Source organism: Ruegeria sp. AWH4_226 (assembly GCF_056159225.1).
Map to the genome: position 1 here is coordinate 43871 of NZ_JBSWUU010000005.1, position 17094 is coordinate 60964.

At 56.8% G+C, this 17094-nt stretch carries 14 protein-coding genes; 12 read left to right on the forward strand and 2 right to left on the reverse strand.

The window, feature by feature from the left end; genetic code table 11:
• Nucleotides 1-49: 49 nt before the first annotated feature.
• The 4 genes from ACXAET_RS21830 (at nt 50) to ACXAET_RS21845 (ending at nt 6978) form a co-directional block, all read left to right on the forward strand.
• Complete coding sequence (locus tag ACXAET_RS21830; protein WP_170634709.1) at nt 50-2245, forward strand: efflux RND transporter periplasmic adaptor subunit; 2196 nt, start codon at nt 50-52, stop codon at nt 2243-2245.
• Complete coding sequence (locus tag ACXAET_RS21835; RefSeq protein WP_209251487.1) at nt 2242-5421, forward strand: efflux RND transporter permease subunit; 3180 nt, start codon at nt 2242-2244, stop codon at nt 5419-5421. Before ACXAET_RS21830 ends, ACXAET_RS21835 begins: the two co-directional genes overlap by 4 nt.
• A 29-nt stretch (nt 5422-5450) precedes the next feature.
• Nucleotides 5451-5792, forward strand: coding sequence for a copper-binding protein (locus tag ACXAET_RS21840; protein WP_209251489.1), 342 nt, complete (start codon nt 5451-5453; stop codon nt 5790-5792).
• Between the two features lie 565 nt (nt 5793-6357).
• Nucleotides 6358-6978, forward strand: a complete 621-nt coding sequence (locus ACXAET_RS21845) for a class I SAM-dependent methyltransferase (RefSeq protein ID WP_170634705.1) — start codon at nt 6358-6360, stop codon at nt 6976-6978.
• A gap of 73 nt (nt 6979-7051) precedes the next feature.
• Here ACXAET_RS21845 and ACXAET_RS21850 read toward each other — a convergent pair whose 3' ends face one another.
• Both ACXAET_RS21850 and ACXAET_RS21855 read right to left on the reverse strand, forming a co-directional pair.
• Nucleotides 7052-8449 carry an ATP-binding protein gene (locus ACXAET_RS21850; protein WP_170634703.1) on the reverse strand — a complete coding sequence of 466 codons (1398 nt, stop codon included), beginning with the start codon at nt 8447-8449 and terminating at the stop codon, nt 7052-7054.
• Nucleotides 8446-9171: a response regulator gene (locus ACXAET_RS21855; RefSeq protein ID WP_170634701.1), complete on the reverse strand. Its 726-nt coding sequence runs from the start codon at nt 9169-9171 to the stop codon at nt 8446-8448. The genes ACXAET_RS21850 and ACXAET_RS21855 overlap by 4 nt, the downstream gene beginning before the upstream one ends.
• A gap of 172 nt (nt 9172-9343) precedes the next feature.
• Between ACXAET_RS21855 and ACXAET_RS21860 the strand changes: the two genes are divergently transcribed.
• The 8 genes from ACXAET_RS21860 (at nt 9344) to ACXAET_RS21895 (ending at nt 16891) form a co-directional block, all read left to right on the forward strand.
• Nucleotides 9344-9901 carry an EF-hand domain-containing protein gene (locus ACXAET_RS21860; RefSeq protein ID WP_247748071.1) on the forward strand — a complete coding sequence of 186 codons (558 nt, stop codon included), beginning with the start codon at nt 9344-9346 and terminating at the stop codon, nt 9899-9901.
• Between the two features lie 252 nt (nt 9902-10153).
• Entirely contained in the window at nt 10154-10876 is a 723-nt protein-coding gene (locus ACXAET_RS21865) for a TVP38/TMEM64 family protein (RefSeq protein WP_371811950.1), read from the forward strand.
• Complete coding sequence (locus ACXAET_RS21870) at nt 10873-11241, forward strand: hypothetical protein (protein WP_267362940.1); 369 nt, start codon at nt 10873-10875, stop codon at nt 11239-11241. Before ACXAET_RS21865 ends, ACXAET_RS21870 begins: the two co-directional genes overlap by 4 nt.
• 84 nt (nt 11242-11325) lie before the next feature.
• Complete coding sequence (locus ACXAET_RS21875) at nt 11326-11685, forward strand: hypothetical protein (RefSeq protein ID WP_170634699.1); 360 nt, start codon at nt 11326-11328, stop codon at nt 11683-11685.
• Between the two features lie 132 nt (nt 11686-11817).
• On the forward strand, nt 11818-12867 hold the full coding sequence (locus ACXAET_RS21880; RefSeq protein WP_170634697.1) for a YncE family protein: 1050 nt from the start codon (nt 11818-11820) through the stop codon (nt 12865-12867).
• 132 nt (nt 12868-12999) lie between these two features.
• The gene (locus ACXAET_RS21885) at nt 13000-15285 is read left to right on the forward strand and encodes a copper-transporting P-type ATPase (protein WP_170634748.1); all 2286 of its coding nucleotides are present in this window, start codon (nt 13000-13002) and stop codon (nt 15283-15285) included.
• The gene (locus ACXAET_RS21890; protein WP_267362941.1) at nt 15282-16616 is read left to right on the forward strand and encodes an APC family permease; all 1335 of its coding nucleotides are present in this window, start codon (nt 15282-15284) and stop codon (nt 16614-16616) included. Before ACXAET_RS21885 ends, ACXAET_RS21890 begins: the two co-directional genes overlap by 4 nt.
• A complete protein-coding gene (locus ACXAET_RS21895; protein WP_170634695.1) occupies nt 16613-16891 on the forward strand; it encodes a DUF2933 domain-containing protein in 279 nt (92 codons plus the stop codon). The genes ACXAET_RS21890 and ACXAET_RS21895 overlap by 4 nt, the downstream gene beginning before the upstream one ends.
• The last annotated feature ends 203 nt before the right edge of the window (nt 16892-17094 follow it).

Here is a 17094-nt window from a genome sequence, read left to right on the forward strand (position 1 = left end):
TTCATGTTGTTTCGGTTCCAGCATTCAATGCGACCGTCGGGAGATTATTATGCGTGGAAGATATGCGGCACTATCAGTACTTGCCTTGGCGTTTGGCCTGGGTGGAGGTGTCATTCTTGAAAGACTGTACCTGAATCCAATTGATCAGGGCCAGTCGAACGAACCAGAGGTCCTTTATTGGGTAGCACCGATGGATCCGAATTTTCGGCAGCCTGGACCTGGAAAATCGCCGATGGGTATGGATTTGATCCCGGTTTATTCTGGGCAGGAACCTACCGGCGACCCTGAAGAAGTCACCCTAAGCGCTGCGGAAATCAACGCAATTGGTGTGCGGACTGCGGTTGCACGCATGACTGATATCGAACCTCGCATCGAGACGGTGGGTTTCGTCGGCTTTGACGAACACCTGACCAATCACGTTCATACGCGTGTTGAAGGTTGGATTGAGCAACTGAAAGTTCGCGCGGTCGGTGATCGGGTTGAGAAGGGGCAAGTTTTATTTGAACTCTTTTCACCATTGATCGCAGCTGCGACCGGCGATCTTGTACGCGCAGTTGAAGCCGGTGACCCGCGGATTTTGGACGCGGCGCGCAATAAGTTGATCAGCCACGGTATGTCCGCACGTCAGGTTGCAGAGATCGAGGCGGGCGGTGAGTTGGTTCGAAATGTGCAAATTGAGGCGCCTCAAAACGGTGTTGTCATAGCGCTGAATGCCGCTGATGGAATGTACCTGCAGCCAGGCACGCTTGCGTTTTCGGTCACCGATCTTTCTGAAGTATGGTTGATCGTCGATGTTTTCGAACGAGATATTGCACGTTTGTCGGAGGACATGCGCGCAATAGCAAGGTTCGAGCACCTACCCGGTCGCACCTTCGAAGGCGAAATCGACTATGTTTACCCTGAGCTTGATCCGCAAACCCGAACTCTTCCCGTCAGACTGAGTTTCGATAACACCGACGGCGTTCTTCGGCCGGGCATGTTTGGCAGCGTTAGCCTTATACCGGATGAAAGCCGGAATGTTCTCACTGTTCCATCAGAGGCGCTAATTCGTACTGGTTCGGCGGAACGCGTCATCTTGAAAACAGGCGATGGTACTTTTCGCCCGAGACTGGTGACCACAGGTCTTCGAGACAGTTTCGGCGAGGGGGGTCGAACAGAAGTTCTGCAAGGGCTTGAACCCGGTGAGGAAGTTGTCGCATCCGCACAGTTTCTAATCGACAGTGAAAGTGCTTTGAGCGCCGGTTTCACCCGAATGGCACCAACGGATACCGAACCAGCACGCGGGGCAGGCACCCTGGTTTCACTCGATGCCGAAAATCGTATGGCAACTGTTCGTCACGATGTTCTCGAAAGCCTCGATTGGCCCGCAATGACTTCGCAGTTTCCGGTTAGGTCTGGTGTTTCGCTCGACCGTTTGAATGCTGGCGACGCGGTTGCTTTCGTGATCGCGCGGGGTGCGGATGGGCTTCTGAGCCTGATGGAGCTTGCGCCGGACGACGGTATTGCCGGAACTGGAGCTGGTGTTGCGCGCGCCGTCACTTCCGATGGCAAATTGACGCTTGAGCACGGACCAATCCCCGAGCTCGGTTGGCCGGCCATGACAATGGATTTGTCGGTTGTCGGAGTAGATCTCACTACCGTGCCTATCGGCATGCCAATTGAGTTTGATCTGGCTGAGGGAGAAGGGGGGATGTTCTCGATTGTGGCAATTCGCGAAGAGGGCTCCACGCCAACGGATTCTGTTGAACCTGAAGAAACCAAGACGCCTTCTGCTCCACCGATTGTGGTCACCGGCACGATCAACCTCGTTAATGCTGAGGCGGGAACTGCAAGCATCACTCACGGGCCGATGACTGAGATTGGTATGCCGGGGATGACCATGGATTTCCCATTAGAGCCGTCATTGGACCCTAACATGCTCGAAGTCGGTTCTGAAATGACTCTGACTTTCGCGCGTGCAGATGGCATGACAATGGTATTGGCCGAGGCAACGCCTATTGCGCCGCCGCTTCAGGTTTCTGGCCGGATTAACAGTATCGACGCAAACGCGCGGACCGCGAATGTAACACACGGTCCGATGACTGAGATCGGCATGCCGGGCATGACCATGGATTTCCCGGTTGCGGAGGGGATTGAGGTTTCTAACTTGCCTGTAGGGATTGATGTTTCTTTGATCCTTCGCCGCAATCCCGACTTTTCGATGACGCTGTTAGAGGTCGCGCTTGATGGGAGTGTTACGCAGTGATCACGGCCATCATTCGTTCTTCTCTTGCCAACAGGTTCGTCATCTTGGCCCTCGCATTCATGATAGGAGTTGCGGGTATTTGGGCCATTCGTGAGACGCCGGTTGATGCAATCCCGGATCTTTCGGATGTCCAGGTAATTGTTCGCACGCCATATCCCGGGCAAGCACCTCAAGTTGTCGAAAACCAAATCACATATCCACTTGCGACAGCCCTATTGGCCGTACCCGGTGCAAAAGACGTTCGCGGGTTCTCGTTCTTTGGAGACAGCTTTGTATATGTCGTCTTTGAGGACGGGACGGACCTCTACTGGGCTCGGTCGCGTGTGCTCGAATATTTGGGCCAGATTACCGGCAGCTTGCCTGAAGGCGTGTCACCACAACTTGGCCCAGATGCGACTGGGGTCGGGTGGATTTATCAGTATGCGCTGGTTGACAGAACCGGAAATCATGATCTGGCTCAGCTCAGGACTCTGCAGGATTGGTTTCTGAAATACGAATTACAAGCCGTGGAAGGCGTCTCAGAAGTCGCCACCATCGGCGGAATGGTCAAACAGTACCAGGTCGTCGTCGACCCAAACAAACTACGTGCCTATGACATAACACTTGCACAATTGAGGACGGCTATTCAGGCGGCCAACCGCGAGACGGGCGGCAGCGTCATTGAGATGGGTGAAGCCGAATTCATGGTCAGGTCATCGGGCTACATCGATGAATTGTCAGACCTTGCAAGCGCGCCATTGATGGTCAACGAGCGCGGCGCCGCTCTGACGCTTGGAGACGTCGCTGAAATCCGCCTGGGGCCTGAAATGCGCCGTGGTGTCGGGGAGCTCGACGGGCAAGGAGACGCGGTTGGCGGAGTGGTCATCCTGCGATGGGGTGGGAACGCATTAGCGACGATCAAAGCGGTGGAAGCGCGCATAGAAGAGTTGCGTTCAAACCTGCCGGAAGGGGTCGAAATCATAACGACCTACGACCGATCTGGTGTGATTGAGCGCGCTATCGATAACCTCCAGAAGAAATTGACGCAGGAATTCATCGTCGTTGTTCTTGTGTGCGCGGCTTTTCTACTTCATCTGCGGTCATCCCTCGTAATTCTTCTGTCGCTCCCTCTGGGAATCTTTGCCGCATTTATTCTGATGAAGGCGCAAGGAGTAAACGCAAACATCATGTCGCTCGGCGGCATAGCCATCGCTATTGGTGCGATGGTCGACGCATCGATTGTGATGATCGAGGCGATGCACAGGCGGTTGGAAAAAGAAAAGCTCACTGCAGAGAACAGATGGCGGATTGTGCAAGAGTGCGCGTCTGAGGTGGGACCAGCACTTTTTTATTCTCTGGCGATCATCACGGTTAGTTTTCTGCCTGTCTTCGTTCTGGAAAATCAGGAAGGTAGGCTCTTCTCGCCACTCGCTTATACCAAAACCTACGCCATGGCTGCAGCCGCCATCCTTTCGATAACGCTGGTTCCGGTCTTGATGGGTTACTTTGTAAGGGGGCGTATTCTACCGGAGCGAAAAAATCCGCTAAATCGCTTGGTCGTGTTCGTGTACCGCCCATTTCTGGACGCGGCAATTGCCTGGCCATGGGCAACAACACTGTTGGCCGGCGTTCTGGTGACGTCCATGTGGTACCCGTACCAGAGAATTGGCTCTGAATTCATGCCCGAGTTGAACGAAGGTGATTTTCTCTACATGCCGAGCTTCTACCCCGGGATCTCGACGGGAAAAGCCCGTGAGGTACTGCAGCAGACCAACCGTCTGATCGCGACCGTGCCTGAAGTCGAAACTGTTCACGGTAAAGTTGGGCGTGCGGAGACTGCAACCGATCCAGCACCTCTAACGATGGTGGAGACCACTATCCAACTCAAGCCGAAAAAAGAATGGCGACCCGGCATGACAATGGAGAAAATCCGGAATGAGCTCGATCGAATTGTTCAGGTTCCGGGCGTCACAAATGTTTGGATCCAACCTATCAAGAACCGCATCGATATGCTTGCAACCGGTATCCGTACACCTGTCGGTGTCAAAATATCCGGCACCGACTTGGAGGTCATTACAGATATAGGGATCGAAGTAGAACGTGCGGTCGCTGATATTGAAGGGACGGCTTCCGCCTACGCAGAGCGACCTGTTGGCGGGCGTTTCATCGAAATCGACGTCAAGCGTGATGCCGCCTCCCGATACATGATGAGTGTTCGAGAAGTTCAGGACGTAGTGCAGACCGCAATTGGCGGTATGCAAGTGTCGGAATCTGTGGAGGGGCTGGAGAGGTTTCCTATAAACCTTCGGTACCCTCAGGCATGGCGAGACAGCCCGGAACGGCTCGAAAATCTTCCTGTCGTCACGCCGTCGGGTGCTCATGTGCCACTGTCCGCTCTCGCCGATATTCGAATAGTTGACGGGCCGGGAATGATACGATCAGAGAACGCTCGACGAACTGGGTTCGTGTTCATCGACATCGCAGGGCGCGACCTGGGCGGCTATGTGGCCGAAGCACAAGAGGTGGTTGCAGAAAAGGTCAACCTGCCTCCGGGTTATTCGCTGACCTGGTCGGGGCAGTATGAGTACATTGAGAGAATGCAGGACAGGCTGACGATCGTTGCTCCTGCAACCCTGCTAATCATCACGCTCATGCTTTTCTTGGCGTTCAATCGGGTGATTGAGGTCGGGATAATTCTTGCGGCGCTTCCGGTCGCATTGGCAGGTGGGGTTTGGTTCTTATGGTATCTTAACTTCGATATCTCAATTGCTGTGCTCGTGGGCTTCATCGCGCTGGCGGGAGTTGCCGTGGAAACAGCGATTGTCATGTTGCTGTACCTCAATCTTGCTTGGGAGAAACGTCGTGGGCTGGCGCAATCGGAACAGCGAAAGCTGACACGTGACGATATCGAAGACGCGGTGTTCGAAGGCGCCGTTCTTCGGGTTCGGCCGAAGGTAATGACTGTAGCCACGATCTTTGCAGCACTGATACCCATCATGTACGGCACCGGTACAGGCTCTGAAATCATGCAGCGGATCGCTGCGCCGATGATTGGGGGCATGGTGACAGCGACCCTTCTTACGCTTTTCGTCATTCCCGCAATATTCGTGATTTGGAAACGGCTCGCGCTCAATCGCGTGAACCGAGAGATCTCCCACACGATCCAGGAAGTGCCCCCTGCGCTTCCGGCAGAATGATACCCACAACCTTGAAACAGGAGCATCTGATGAAAACTTTGACTGCTATTGTGGCCCTTTTGGCCGTGTCTACGACAACCAGCATCGCGCAAACGAACCAGGGCATGGACCATTCCAACATGTCCATGTCTTCCGAACAGATGGAAGGGGCGGTTCACGCAAAAGCTTTGGTGAACTCAATTGGCGACGAAACCGCTAACGTCAGCCATGATCCGATCCCCGAGATCGGGTGGCCCGCGATGACGATGGATTTGCAGCTTCTTGAAAATGCCCAGATGATGGGTGAGATTAGCGCCGGTGACGAAGTCACACTGATGTTGGTCAAAAGCGATGGTGGTATGTATGCGATCGGCGCGATCATGAAAAACTGAGTCTGTTGATGCGGCAGCTATTCACCAATGATGTGATTGTTCGCCGTTTCAAGGACTGTAGGAAATTCTATGAACTAAGAGAAATGGAGTAGGAGCCACTCAAGAACCAAATCGTATTTCAACGATCTGTGGCTCTGCTCAAAAGTTATCAGTCCATTGTCGGTTAAAGGCGCTTTAATCAATTCGTTGACTGATTGAAGCCCCAAAGCTCAGAAAATCTTCCGGCTATACTGATTGAACAGAGCAATCCAGGCAAGCAGTACACAAACTGCCAACGCTTCGGTGTCTCCGGCCCGCGCCACTGCAGTTAAACTGCGCAAAATTCTGGAGCTACTTGCGCAGCCCAGTGGAAATCTGACCGACAAGCAAATCCCACCTAAAACATTTCACTATTGGAATGTGTGTACTACAATGTCGCCGAGCTGACTTCATGCGGCCATTCAACGAACCAGCATCGAATTGTCTGAAGCGTTGCCTTGTTGGTTTTTGCTCCAGTCGAAAACGCAGCGCGGAGCGGTCAAAATGAGGATATCTCCAGGGCGATGACTTGGGAAAACGATACGACATGACGGCTAACACAAGAGAGCACTGGGACGATGTCTATGGCGAGAAGTTTGACACCCAATTGAGTTGGCACGAGGATGATCCAGAGATATCGCTTGAACTCATCGAGTTGATCAGAGTGTCTAAGCCTTCATCCGTCATCGACATTGGTGGAGGTACATCTCGTCTTGCTGGAGCGTTGCTTGCGAAGGGGCTCCATGACGTGACAGTTCTCGATCTATCGCAGGTCGCGTTGGACACGGCCCGGGAAAGGTTGGGGCGCGCCGCTGAAACAGTCACTTGGATTTCCGCAGATATAACTTCCTGGGTCCCCGATCGCAGATATGACGTCTGGCATGATAGGGCGGTTTTTCACTTTCTCGTGGATACGTCGCAACGCGCGGCCTATCTGGAAAGCGTGAAGAGAGGGGTAAAAATTGGCGGCCATGTGATCATTGCTACGTTTGCACTTGATGGGCCGGAGACTTGCAGTGGTCTCCCGGTCGCCCGCTATAGTCCGAGCGATATCGCCGTGCTTTTCGAAGACCACTTTGAACTCGTCGCGCATCGCCATCACCTGCACCAAACCCCTTGGGGGGAAAGTCAGTCTTTCCAGTTCAGTGTTCTCCGCCGCTGCGTTTGAGCCCACACCTGATACTGGCCCAAAGCGGTGCGCTTCCAATAAGCTTTCAGAACGTGCCGATTGTGTTCACAAGTTACGTTTGGCCCTCAAAAACTGGCAGAACCACCTTAGCGCACAAGCCGCCAGTTTCCCCGTTTAGCAATTCTATCGTGCCACCGTGCGACTGGATGATCGTACGTGCGATCGACAGCCCCAAGCCGGTTCCGCCAGTCTCTCGCGAGCGGGATGTTTCAAGCCGCACGAATGGGTCGAATACCGCATCGAGCATATGCTCGGGGATGCCGGGCCCCTGATCCTGGATCAATATTTTTGCCTCATTCCCCTCTTGCATGACCGAGACGTTGGCCCGGGCACCATACCGGCAGGCGTTTTCAATGATATTGCGTAGAGCTCGCTTCATCAGCATCGGCCGAAGCGTGACGGCCGGATTGTCTGCTACCGATACTTCAACCGTGTTACCGGCTTGCACAATGTCTTCGGTCGTTTTGGTTACGAATTCACCAATTCGAACGGTACTGGAAGGTTCGTGCGTGGCCACGCCCTTGGCAAATGACAGGGTAGAGTTCACCATCTCCTGCATTTCCTCGATGGTCTCGATCAGATGGTCACGGGTCTCCTCTTCCTCCACCAGTTCGGCGCGAACCCGCAATCCCGTCAGTGGCGACCGCAAATCGTGACCCAGCGCCCCCAATAGCCTGGTCCGATCGGCAACATAGCGAGTCAGCCTGTCACGCATATGGTTGAACGCCTGTGTCAAATCTCGCACCTCGGTCGGACCAGAAACCGTCAGTTCCTGGACGTCTTCACCGCGACCAAACTGGTCTGCAGCCAGTGACAGGCGGCGCAACGGGCCGGTCAGCCGTGTCAGTAGAAACCAAATGGCTGCTCCAAGAATTAAAGTTGCAGTTAAACCAAAGCTGACGAAGGACTGCAAAGGCCATTGCAGAGGAGGGTTATGGAACCGGGTATCCACGTTGAGCCATTGATCGGTCGTCAGAGCGATCGACAGCTGCATCTCAATTGCGGAAACGTGATCACGCATCATTGCAATGTGCATTTCAGCCATTGTAGACGGAACACCTTCGACCGGCAGCATATCGGGAGAGAACTCATGTAACTCTACCCTGATGGGACGGTTTTCATAGCCTGGCAGAATTCTGCGGATTGTGTTTTCGACCGTCCCACCAGCGCTATGTCCTGTGTGATCGACCGCGGGCGTATCTGTAAGGCTGAAACGCACCAGTGGAGAGCTTGCTGCCCGCAGGATCGCGTCGTGCATCTCGGGTGGAGCTTCTTCAATCAGCCGCGCGATGTTTGCGGCGCGTCCGGCGGTTTCCAGGCCAAGGGCCATATGAACTGCCATTGAGCGTTCGTCGACGAACAGCCACAGGCTGACCAGTTGCGCGGCAGTCAGCGCGGCGATGATCAAAAGGATAAGCTGACCGCGCAGACTTTGGGCAAAGCCTTTCATTCCGTAAGCTCGCGCACGTCGGTCGACAGGCAATAACCGCCGCCCCTTACCGTGGTGATGAGCTTCGGGCGCGTTGGGTCAGCTTCGATCTTGCGACGCAAGCGGCTGACCTGGTTGTCGATCGTACGGTCGAACAAGTGCGGGCTGCGGCCGGCGGTCAAGTCCAGCAGTTCGTCTCGCGACAGGAGTTTGCGGGGCCGCTGCAGGAATACGGCCAGCAGCCGGACATCGGCGGTGGTCAGACTTTCTTCGGCCCCTTCGGCGGATATCAAGGTGCGACTGTCGGCATCCAGAACCCAGCTCCCAAAGGCGATCCGTTTGCCGCTCAGATCGCCAGCCGGAGGGGCGGTGGTTTCGGAACGCCGCAGGATCGCCTTGATCCGGGCCAGCAATTCACGTGGGTTAAATGGTTTGGGCAGGTAGTCATCGGCGCCGATCTCTAAACCCACGATACGGTCGGTGTCATCGCTGAGGGCTGTCAGCATCAGGATCGGCGGGCCACCGGCCGCGGACAGGCGGCGGCAGACCGACAATCCGTTTTCGCCCGGCATCATGATATCGAGTACGATAAGGTCAATCCGACCGGCCGCCAGTCGCGCGTCCATCTCGGTTGCGTCGCGCGCGGTACTGGCGCGCAACCCATTCTTTTCCAGATAACGGCTGACAGCATCACGGATTTCGCGGTGGTCGTCGACAATCAAGATATGTGGTGCTTCGGTCATGGCGCGATCATAGGCCTCGGCGCGGTACAAATCCCGGCTTTTTTGTAACCCTTTGTATCAGTTGGGCCGGCTGCGACACAACGATACAAACCGGGTTGAGTAGGAGGGTGGTGGCGCGGCCGAGGGCGGCCATATGCTTTGTGTAGAAACAAAAACCCGAGAGGTGAAAGTCATGAAAGTTACCTTCACGCTGGCCGCCGGAGCCATTGCCGCGACTTTGATGGCGCTGCCCGCGCTTGCCGCCGGTCAGCATGGCAGCAGCGCGCAGATGCAGGGCCATCAGGGCGGCATGATGCAGGGTGCGCCCGGCGGTATGATGGGCGATCACGCAGGCATGATGCAAGTGATGATGAAAATGCATGGTCAGATGATGGGTGGTATGCATGGTAAGGGTATGATGGGCGGCAACTGGCTGGCGGTTCTGGACATGGAGGTTCTGGACATGGACGAGGACGGTCGCCCGAGCGAATCTGAGATCGCCGAAGGTCTGAAGGCCCGGATGCAGGCGCATGACGTTAATGGAGATGGCAACCTGTCGATTGATGAGTTCGAAGCGCTGCATTCCGGAATGATCCGCGAAACTATGGTGGACCGATTTCAGCATCTGGATGCCAATGGCGATGGCGCGGTGACCACAGGGGAAATCGAGAAAGGCGCGAAGACGATGTCGCCGAAACACGGCATGAAGTCCTCGAAACCTGTGACAAAGTCTTCTGAAACCAACAACTGAAACGCAACCGTGTAGCCGGGTCATCGCACTCGGCCACAAACCACTGAGGAACAAAGCGATGATGGGGTATGGCGCTGGAATGGGGTTTGGCATGATTTGGATGTTGCTGATTGCAGTGTTGATCGTTCTGGCGATCGTGGCACTGGTCAAATACATCGCTAAGTGACCTCGGAATCCGTCACTCCCGTATAGGGGTGGAGGGCTATGTCATAGGAGGAACGAAAGCTGGAAGGCCTGCACAGCAATAGCCGTTTGGTTTTCATCGCGGTTTTGATCGCGTTGCTGATCGCCACCATCTGGTTGTGGCTGTCTGGCGCGTTGGACGCAGGACTATCGCGCGAAGTCATTACTGCGTGGGTGGATTGGGCCGGCCCGTTCGGACCCATTGTCATCATCGGCTTCATGACAGCCGCAGTGGTTGCCAGCCCAATCCCCAGCGCTCCGATCGCTGTCGCCGCCGGGGTGGCATATGGGCATGGGCCGGGAACCGCATTGGTTGCTATCGGGGCGGAGTTGGGGGCGCTGCTGGCGTTCCTGATAGCCCGTTGGTTGGGGCGCGACGCGCTGCGCCGGTGGTTCGGCGACAAGCTGGACATGGGGTTGCTTGGATCGCAGAATGCCCTGATGTTGACCGTGTTCACCAGCCGCCTGATGCCTTTCGTTTCTTTCGACATGGTCAGCTATGCCGCTGGTCTGACCCGACTTCAATTTTGGCGGTTCGCACTGGCCACCTTGGCTGGAATCTTGCCGGCCAGTTTCGTTTTGGCCCATCTGGGCAGCCAGATTACCGAAACCGCGACGGGCGGCACCAGCCTTGCGGTTATCGGGCTTGGGCTGTTGACGGGGGCGCCACTTATTTGGTTGGCTTGGAAACGCAAGATGCCCGTTGGCTCTTCAGACCACGAATTGAGCCAGATCAATGCGACCGATCCAAGCGGTCCTAAACTGTTGGAGAATGGAGGAAACCCTAAGTGATCCGCGCACAATGGATATCAACTGCGACACGGACGGGTCGAGCCATGGGCCGGCTGCAGGTCCTGTTGATCTGTGCGTTGGTGGTTTCGATGCTGATTTCTGTTGTGCCGTCCCATGCCGGGCATGACATCGCGAAGGCCGCCACCCAGGCCGAGCTCGTTATCGATGACAGCGGTGGGTATCCCGCGTCTCATCCATCAGAAGAATTAGACTGCTCAGTGCACCCGGGCTGTTATGCGATGGCAGTTATGGCGGCACCTGAATTGCTCTCGATGCGTATTGCTACGCTCGTAGCGCCAGAACGGTTCCGGCCACGCGCAAGCCTGCCGGTCGCACCACTACCACATCCGCCAAACCTGTCCTGAACGTGACCGGCAATGGCCCCGGAATCGCTCCGGGGTCTTGCCCAAGCCGTTGATTGCGGCCCAACTCAGTTCAGGACACTTACCATGCTTACCATTCTGTACTTTTTCGTCACGGGCGTGGTGCTATTCGCACTGTTGCGCCTGACCTGTGGTCCCTGTGTGATGGGGACACAAGAACATCATCCCGTTGTTCCGGTGACAACCCTTGGCTGGGCGCTCAGCCTGTTTCTGGCCGCAACCTACCTGCTGTGCGTGGCCTTTGACCTGATCTTTCCAAGTTTTGCCATGTACCGGGCTTGGATCGGCCTGATGCCCGGAATGACTTGGCTCAGCCTGCCCTCATTCCTGTTGGGACTGTTATGGGCGTTTCTCTACGGCTGGTACGCCGCGTTGCTGTTCGGCGGACTGTTCAATGTCTTTGCGGCTCGCACAAAACTCAACTGATTGAATGGACAAAGCCATGAAGGCCATCGCTCTGACCCTGCTTTTGACGCCCTTCCTGATGGCCGTCATCTACCGGATTTTTCTGCACGTGCCCGCCAAGGTGCGCGTTTCAGTTGACGAAAGGAAACCTAAATGACCCTGTTCAATCTGGCCGCTGGCCTGTCTGTAGTAGCTTTGACCGCGCCTTCACTCACGCTTGCGGCAACCGTGTTCATTCCCGAAGGCAGCGCGGACTCGGTTCTGGTGATCGACTCCGAAACCGGCAAGACCGTCGAGCGGCTGCCGAGGCTCGTGGCGGTCCATGGGCTGGCCGGCGCGCCCGGCGTTAAGTACTTGGTCGCGGGCAGCTACGCAGAAACCGAGGCCACAACGCCACCAAAACCCGAAGGTATGTCCCAGGACGAACACGCCGCGCACCACGCCAAGCGCGATGTCACCGTGTTGCCCAAAGACAAGGGGCGGAGCCTGCTGACGATCCTTAATGCGGAAACACGCGAGGTCGTCCGCCAGATCGAGGTTCCAGGTGCGGTGCATCACACTGCGGTCTCGCCCGATGGGCAGTTCGCGGTGGCGACCCATCCGGGCGGTGACGGTATTTCGATCGTCGATCTCGATAAGCTCAGCTTCCTTGGTTTCGTAGCAACCGGGCCAATGCCCAACTATGCGGTATTCGCGCCTGACGGCGACAGGGTCTATGTCACCAATACCAGCAACGGTACACTTAGCGAAGTGGATGTCGTCAAAGGCTTCGTCGTACGCAACATCCCCGTCGGCGAAGGCCCTGAGCATCTTGTACTTAACGCCACCGGCAGCGCCGCCTTCGTAGCCGACAGTGATGGTGGCAAGGCCTTCCGCGTAGATCTTGCCAGCGGTTCTGTCACCGAAACCTATGACATAGGAGGCGAGTTGCACGGGATCGGCCTGTCCGACCGCGAGGCCGTACTGTTCGTGGCCGCCAAAGGCACCGACCGGTTGTTGTCGATTGATCTTGCTACGGGCAAACAGCGCTCGACCAACCTGTCACCGGCACCCTATCACCTGACGACCATACCGAACTCAGGCAAAGTGATGGTATCAAGCCGAACCGAACCGAAGGTCTGGATCGTCGATCAAGTCAGCCTGACGGCTATTACCGAAGTGCCGATACTGGGTGAGGGCCACCAGATGGTTGTTCTGCCCTGAAGGACTGTGCCCGGCATTGTGTAATTAAACGGCTCTACGACCAAAGCTTAAACCAGGGAGCAGAACATGACAGAAGACCACGACATCAGAATCCACGCGAACGGTCCGACCGAGATCGCTTACGTCTGCCCCATGCATTCTGACGTGCGTCAATCTGGGCCCGGCGACTGTCCCAAATGCGGGATGCACCTTGTGCCCGAGGGCGAGGTGGATGCGCATGCGCATCACCATCATTCCGCGCATCATGGCGCGACGGACGACAACGGTGAATATGACATCGTTCCGACAGGCTATGACGGACCCGTATATACCTGCCCGATGCATCCGCAGGTGCGGCAAACCCATCCTGGGTCCTGCCCACTCTGCGGCATGGGGTTGGAGCTGGAAAGCGCGGCGATGGTGGACGAGGGGCCGAACCCGGAACTGGTGGATTTCACCCGGCGCCTGTGGGTAGGTGCGGTTCTGACGCTGCCGCTTTTGGTTTTCACGATGGGCCCCTACGTTGGGCTGTCTGGTGTGCGAGAGATTTTTGGTGAGCGAACAACCCTATGGATTGAACTGATACTTGGCACTCCGGTCGTTCTTTGGTGCGGTTGGCCATTTCTGGAACGAGGGTGGAATTCGTTTCGCACCATGAACCTGAACATGTTCTCGTTGATTGCCATGGGGGTTTCGGCCGCGTGGCTGTTCAGCGTTGTCGCCGTATTGATGCCCCACATATTTCCGGACGGTTTTCGAGATTCAGAAGGCCATGTTGGGGTCTATTTCGAGGCTGCCGCAGTTATCGTTACACTTGTTCTGCTCGGGCAGGTGATGGAACTGCGGGCACGCGAAGGCACAGGAAAGGCAATCCGCGCTTTGCTGGACATGGCCGCAAAGACCGCCCGCATTATCCGCCCTGACAGCAGTGAAGAGGAAATTCCGCTTGAAGAAGTACAGGTAGGTGACCGCCTTCGCGTACGCCCCGGCGACAAGGTGCCAGTAGACGGCATTGTACTCGAAGGGCGCTCATCTGTTGACGAAAGCATGATCTCTGGCGAACCGGTTCCGGTCGAAAAGGTACAAGGCGAGCCGGTCACAGGGGCCACAATCAACGGCACCGGTAGTCTTGTAATCGAAGCAACCCGAGTGGGCTCTGACACAATGCTGTCCCAGATTGTCGAAATGGTGGCCAACGCGCAACGCTCGCGCGCACCGATCCAGAAATACGCCGACAAAGTTGCCGGATGGTTCGTGCCAGCGGTCATTGGCATCGCTGTATTGGCCTTCATTGCATGGGCGGTTTGGGGACCGGCTCCGGCACTCTCCTACGCCTTGATCGCAGCGGTGTCGGTACTGATCATAGCTTGCCCGTGCGCGCTTGGCTTGGCCACTCCGATGTCGATCATGACGGCCACGGGGAGAGGTGCACAAGCCGGAGTTTTGATCAAAAACGCCGAAGCTCTGGAACGGTTCGAGAAGGTCGATACCTTGATCGTCGACAAAACTGGCACTCTGACCATGGGCAAGCCGCAGCTGGTGGCTGTGTTACCTGAACCCGGCCATGACGAGGCCGAGGTGCTGCGGCTGGCTGCGACGCTGGAGAAGGGCTCGGAGCACCCGTTAGCTGAGGCAATCGTCACAGGTGCCGAGGAACGTGGCGTGGCCCTGTCCGACGCCAGTGACTTCGAGGCGGTGACTGGTAAAGGCGTGAAAGGCACGGTGGATGGCCGCCCCGTCGCGCTCGGCAACCTGAAACTGGTCACCGATCTCGGACTCGAGGCGACCGATCTGACGGCCAAGGCCGATGCGCGCCGGGATGACGGCGAAACGGTAATGTTCGTGATGCTTGATGGTTCAGTGGCAGGGTTGGTCAGCGTCGCAGACCCGGTCAAGGAAACCACGCCTGCAGCACTGAAAGCACTGCACGAGTTGGGTTTCCGAATTATCATGGCGACTGGCGACAACGAACGCACTGCAAAGGCGGTGGCCGAACGTCTGGGTATCGATGAGATTCGAGCCGACGTTCTACCTGAGGACAAGGCCCGCATAATTCGCGAACTGCAGGAGAAAGGCGCAAAGGTCGCCATGGCGGGTGACGGAGTGAACGACGCACCCGCGTTAGCGCAGTCCGATGTGGGCATCGCCATGGGCACCGGCGCCGACGTGGCGATCGAAAGTGCAGGCTTCACGCTGGTCAACGGTAGCCTCGATGGCATCGTGCGCGCCCGAAGGCTGGCCCGCGCTACCATGCGCAATATCCGGCAGAATCTATTCTTTGCCCTGATCTACAACGCCTCGGGCGTTCCGGTGGCGGCGGGTCTTCTGTTCCCGCTTTTCGGCATCCTGATCAGCCCGATGTTCGCCGCCTTCGCCATGAGCGCTTCGTCGATTTCAGTGGTGTTAAATGCGCTGCGATTGCGGGGGGCGAAGATTTGAGCACGCACAAGCATAGTACGCACGGCGCCAGTGGCGCGCTGAAGCCCGGATCAATCTCGCTGACCGGGGCCGTCGCCATGGGTACCGGCGTTATGATCGGCGCGGGGATATTTGCACTGACCGGACAGATCGCCGGGCTGGCGGGGCCGTGGTTTCCGCTGTCCTTCGTGGTCGGGGCCGTGGTGACGGGTTTCAGCGCTTATACCTATATCGCCATGTCCAACGCCTGGCCCTCATCGGGCGGCATCGCCATGATCCTGACCAAGGCCTACGGGCCCGGGGCGGTTGCGGCGGCGGCCTCGCTGCTGATGGCGCTGTCGATGGTGATCAACGAAAGCCTCGTCGCGCGTACATTCGCGAGCTATGCGCTCCGCCCGTTCAACATCGAGAGCGGACCGCTGGTGCCTTTGGTCGCGGTTGCGCTGATCGTCTTTGCCTATGCGGTGAACCGGTCGGGCAACCGGTCCGTGGGGTTGTGGTCGATCATCATGTCGGCGCTCAAGATCGGCGGGATCGCAATATTCGGCATCGCCGCACTTTGGGCTGCGGGCGGAACCTGGCAGGTTCAGGGCTCGGAACCGGCCGCGCCGCTGGGGTTCGTCGCCTCGGTAGCCCTGTCGATCCTCGCCTTCAAGGGCTTTACCACCATCACCAACAGCGGGGCCGAGATCCTCGACCCGCACCGCAATGTCGGGCGCACCATCATGATCTCGATCGCGATCTGCGCGGTGGTCTACCTGCTGGTCGCCCTTGCCGTCGGTGTCAGCCTGCCGCCCGAGCAAATCCGCGCGGCGCAGGACTATGCCCTGGCCGAGGCTGCCAGGCCGGTGCTGGGGCAGGGCGGGTTCTACCTGACCGTGGCGCTGGCGATGGTGGCGACGGCCTCGGGGCTGATCGCCAGCGTTTTTGCTGTGTCCCGGATGCTGGCGATGCTGACCGACATGAAAATGATCCCGCACAGCCATTTCGGCATGACGGGCAGCATCCAGTCTCACACGCTGATCTACACGGTCGTGATTGCGGGCCTGCTTGCGGTGTTGTTCGACCTGTCTCGCATCGCCTCGTTGGGGGCGTTCTTTTACCTGGTGATGGACATGGCGGTGCATTGGGGTGTCTGGCGACGCTTGCGCGGTCAGATCAAAGCCCGTGGATGGGTCTTGTTAACCGCCCTGGCGCTGGACTGCGTAGTCCTGACCGCGTTCACAATACTCAAGCTGCGCTCCGACCCGATGATCGTAGTATATGCCGTTGCTGGCATCGGCTTGGTCTTCGTCTATGAGCGCATCTTTCTCAAACAATGGATCATCGAAAAGGAGGCAAATCAGCTATGACCCAATCAAATTTCGACGAAACCCGCGCCACACAGGAGACGACCGAAAGGGTCAGCTATGACGTAACGGCCGAAGCGCCCAAAACCGAAGATCAGACGGCCAACGGTGCCAAGCGTAATTGGCTCCCGGTTGTCATTGCGATCGCGTTGGGCGCCGCTGTTCTGGGCTGGGAATACCGCGAGACACTCTATCCTTTGCTCAGTTCTCCGTTGCTGTTCTTGCTGGTCTGCGTGGGCATGCATTTCTTAATGCATCGCGGCCACGGCAAACACTGAGAACGGCGCCCTGTATGGCTGGAGGCTTTGCGGCAAGAACACTGCGCAACAAGGAGCAGCAACGGCCAACTGATCAGAACAAATTTGTAACCCAATAAGGAAGGGAAATTGCCATGTTAGCAAATCCAATTCGGAGAGCAGCAATTGAACTGCACCTGACGGCCGGTGCACTGCCTGTAAAGGCATTGCACGGTGACACCGAC

Bases quoted from the DNA above. Each gene is read 5' to 3' on its own strand.
- ACXAET_RS21830 (WP_170634709.1), top strand. From the start codon at position 50: ATGCGTGGAAGATATGCGGCACTATCAGTACTTGCCTTGGCGTTTGGC.
- ACXAET_RS21840 (WP_209251489.1), top strand. From the start codon at position 5,451: ATGAAAACTTTGACTGCTATTGTGGCCCTTTTGGCCGTGTCTACGACA.
- ACXAET_RS21845 (WP_170634705.1), top strand. From the start codon at position 6,358: ATGACGGCTAACACAAGAGAGCACTGGGACGATGTCTATGGCGAGAAG.
- ACXAET_RS21850 (WP_170634703.1), bottom strand. From the start codon at position 8,449: ATGAAAGGCTTTGCCCAAAGTCTGCGCGGTCAGCTTATCCTTTTGATC.
- ACXAET_RS21855 (WP_170634701.1), bottom strand. From the start codon at position 9,171: ATGACCGAAGCACCACATATCTTGATTGTCGACGACCACCGCGAAATC.
- ACXAET_RS21860 (WP_247748071.1), top strand. From the start codon at position 9,344: ATGAAAGTTACCTTCACGCTGGCCGCCGGAGCCATTGCCGCGACTTTG.
- ACXAET_RS21875 (WP_170634699.1), top strand. From the start codon at position 11,326: ATGCTTACCATTCTGTACTTTTTCGTCACGGGCGTGGTGCTATTCGCA.
- ACXAET_RS21880 (WP_170634697.1), top strand. From the start codon at position 11,818: ATGACCCTGTTCAATCTGGCCGCTGGCCTGTCTGTAGTAGCTTTGACC.
- ACXAET_RS21885 (WP_170634748.1), top strand. From the start codon at position 13,000: ATGCATTCTGACGTGCGTCAATCTGGGCCCGGCGACTGTCCCAAATGC.
- ACXAET_RS21895 (WP_170634695.1), top strand. From the start codon at position 16,613: ATGACCCAATCAAATTTCGACGAAACCCGCGCCACACAGGAGACGACC.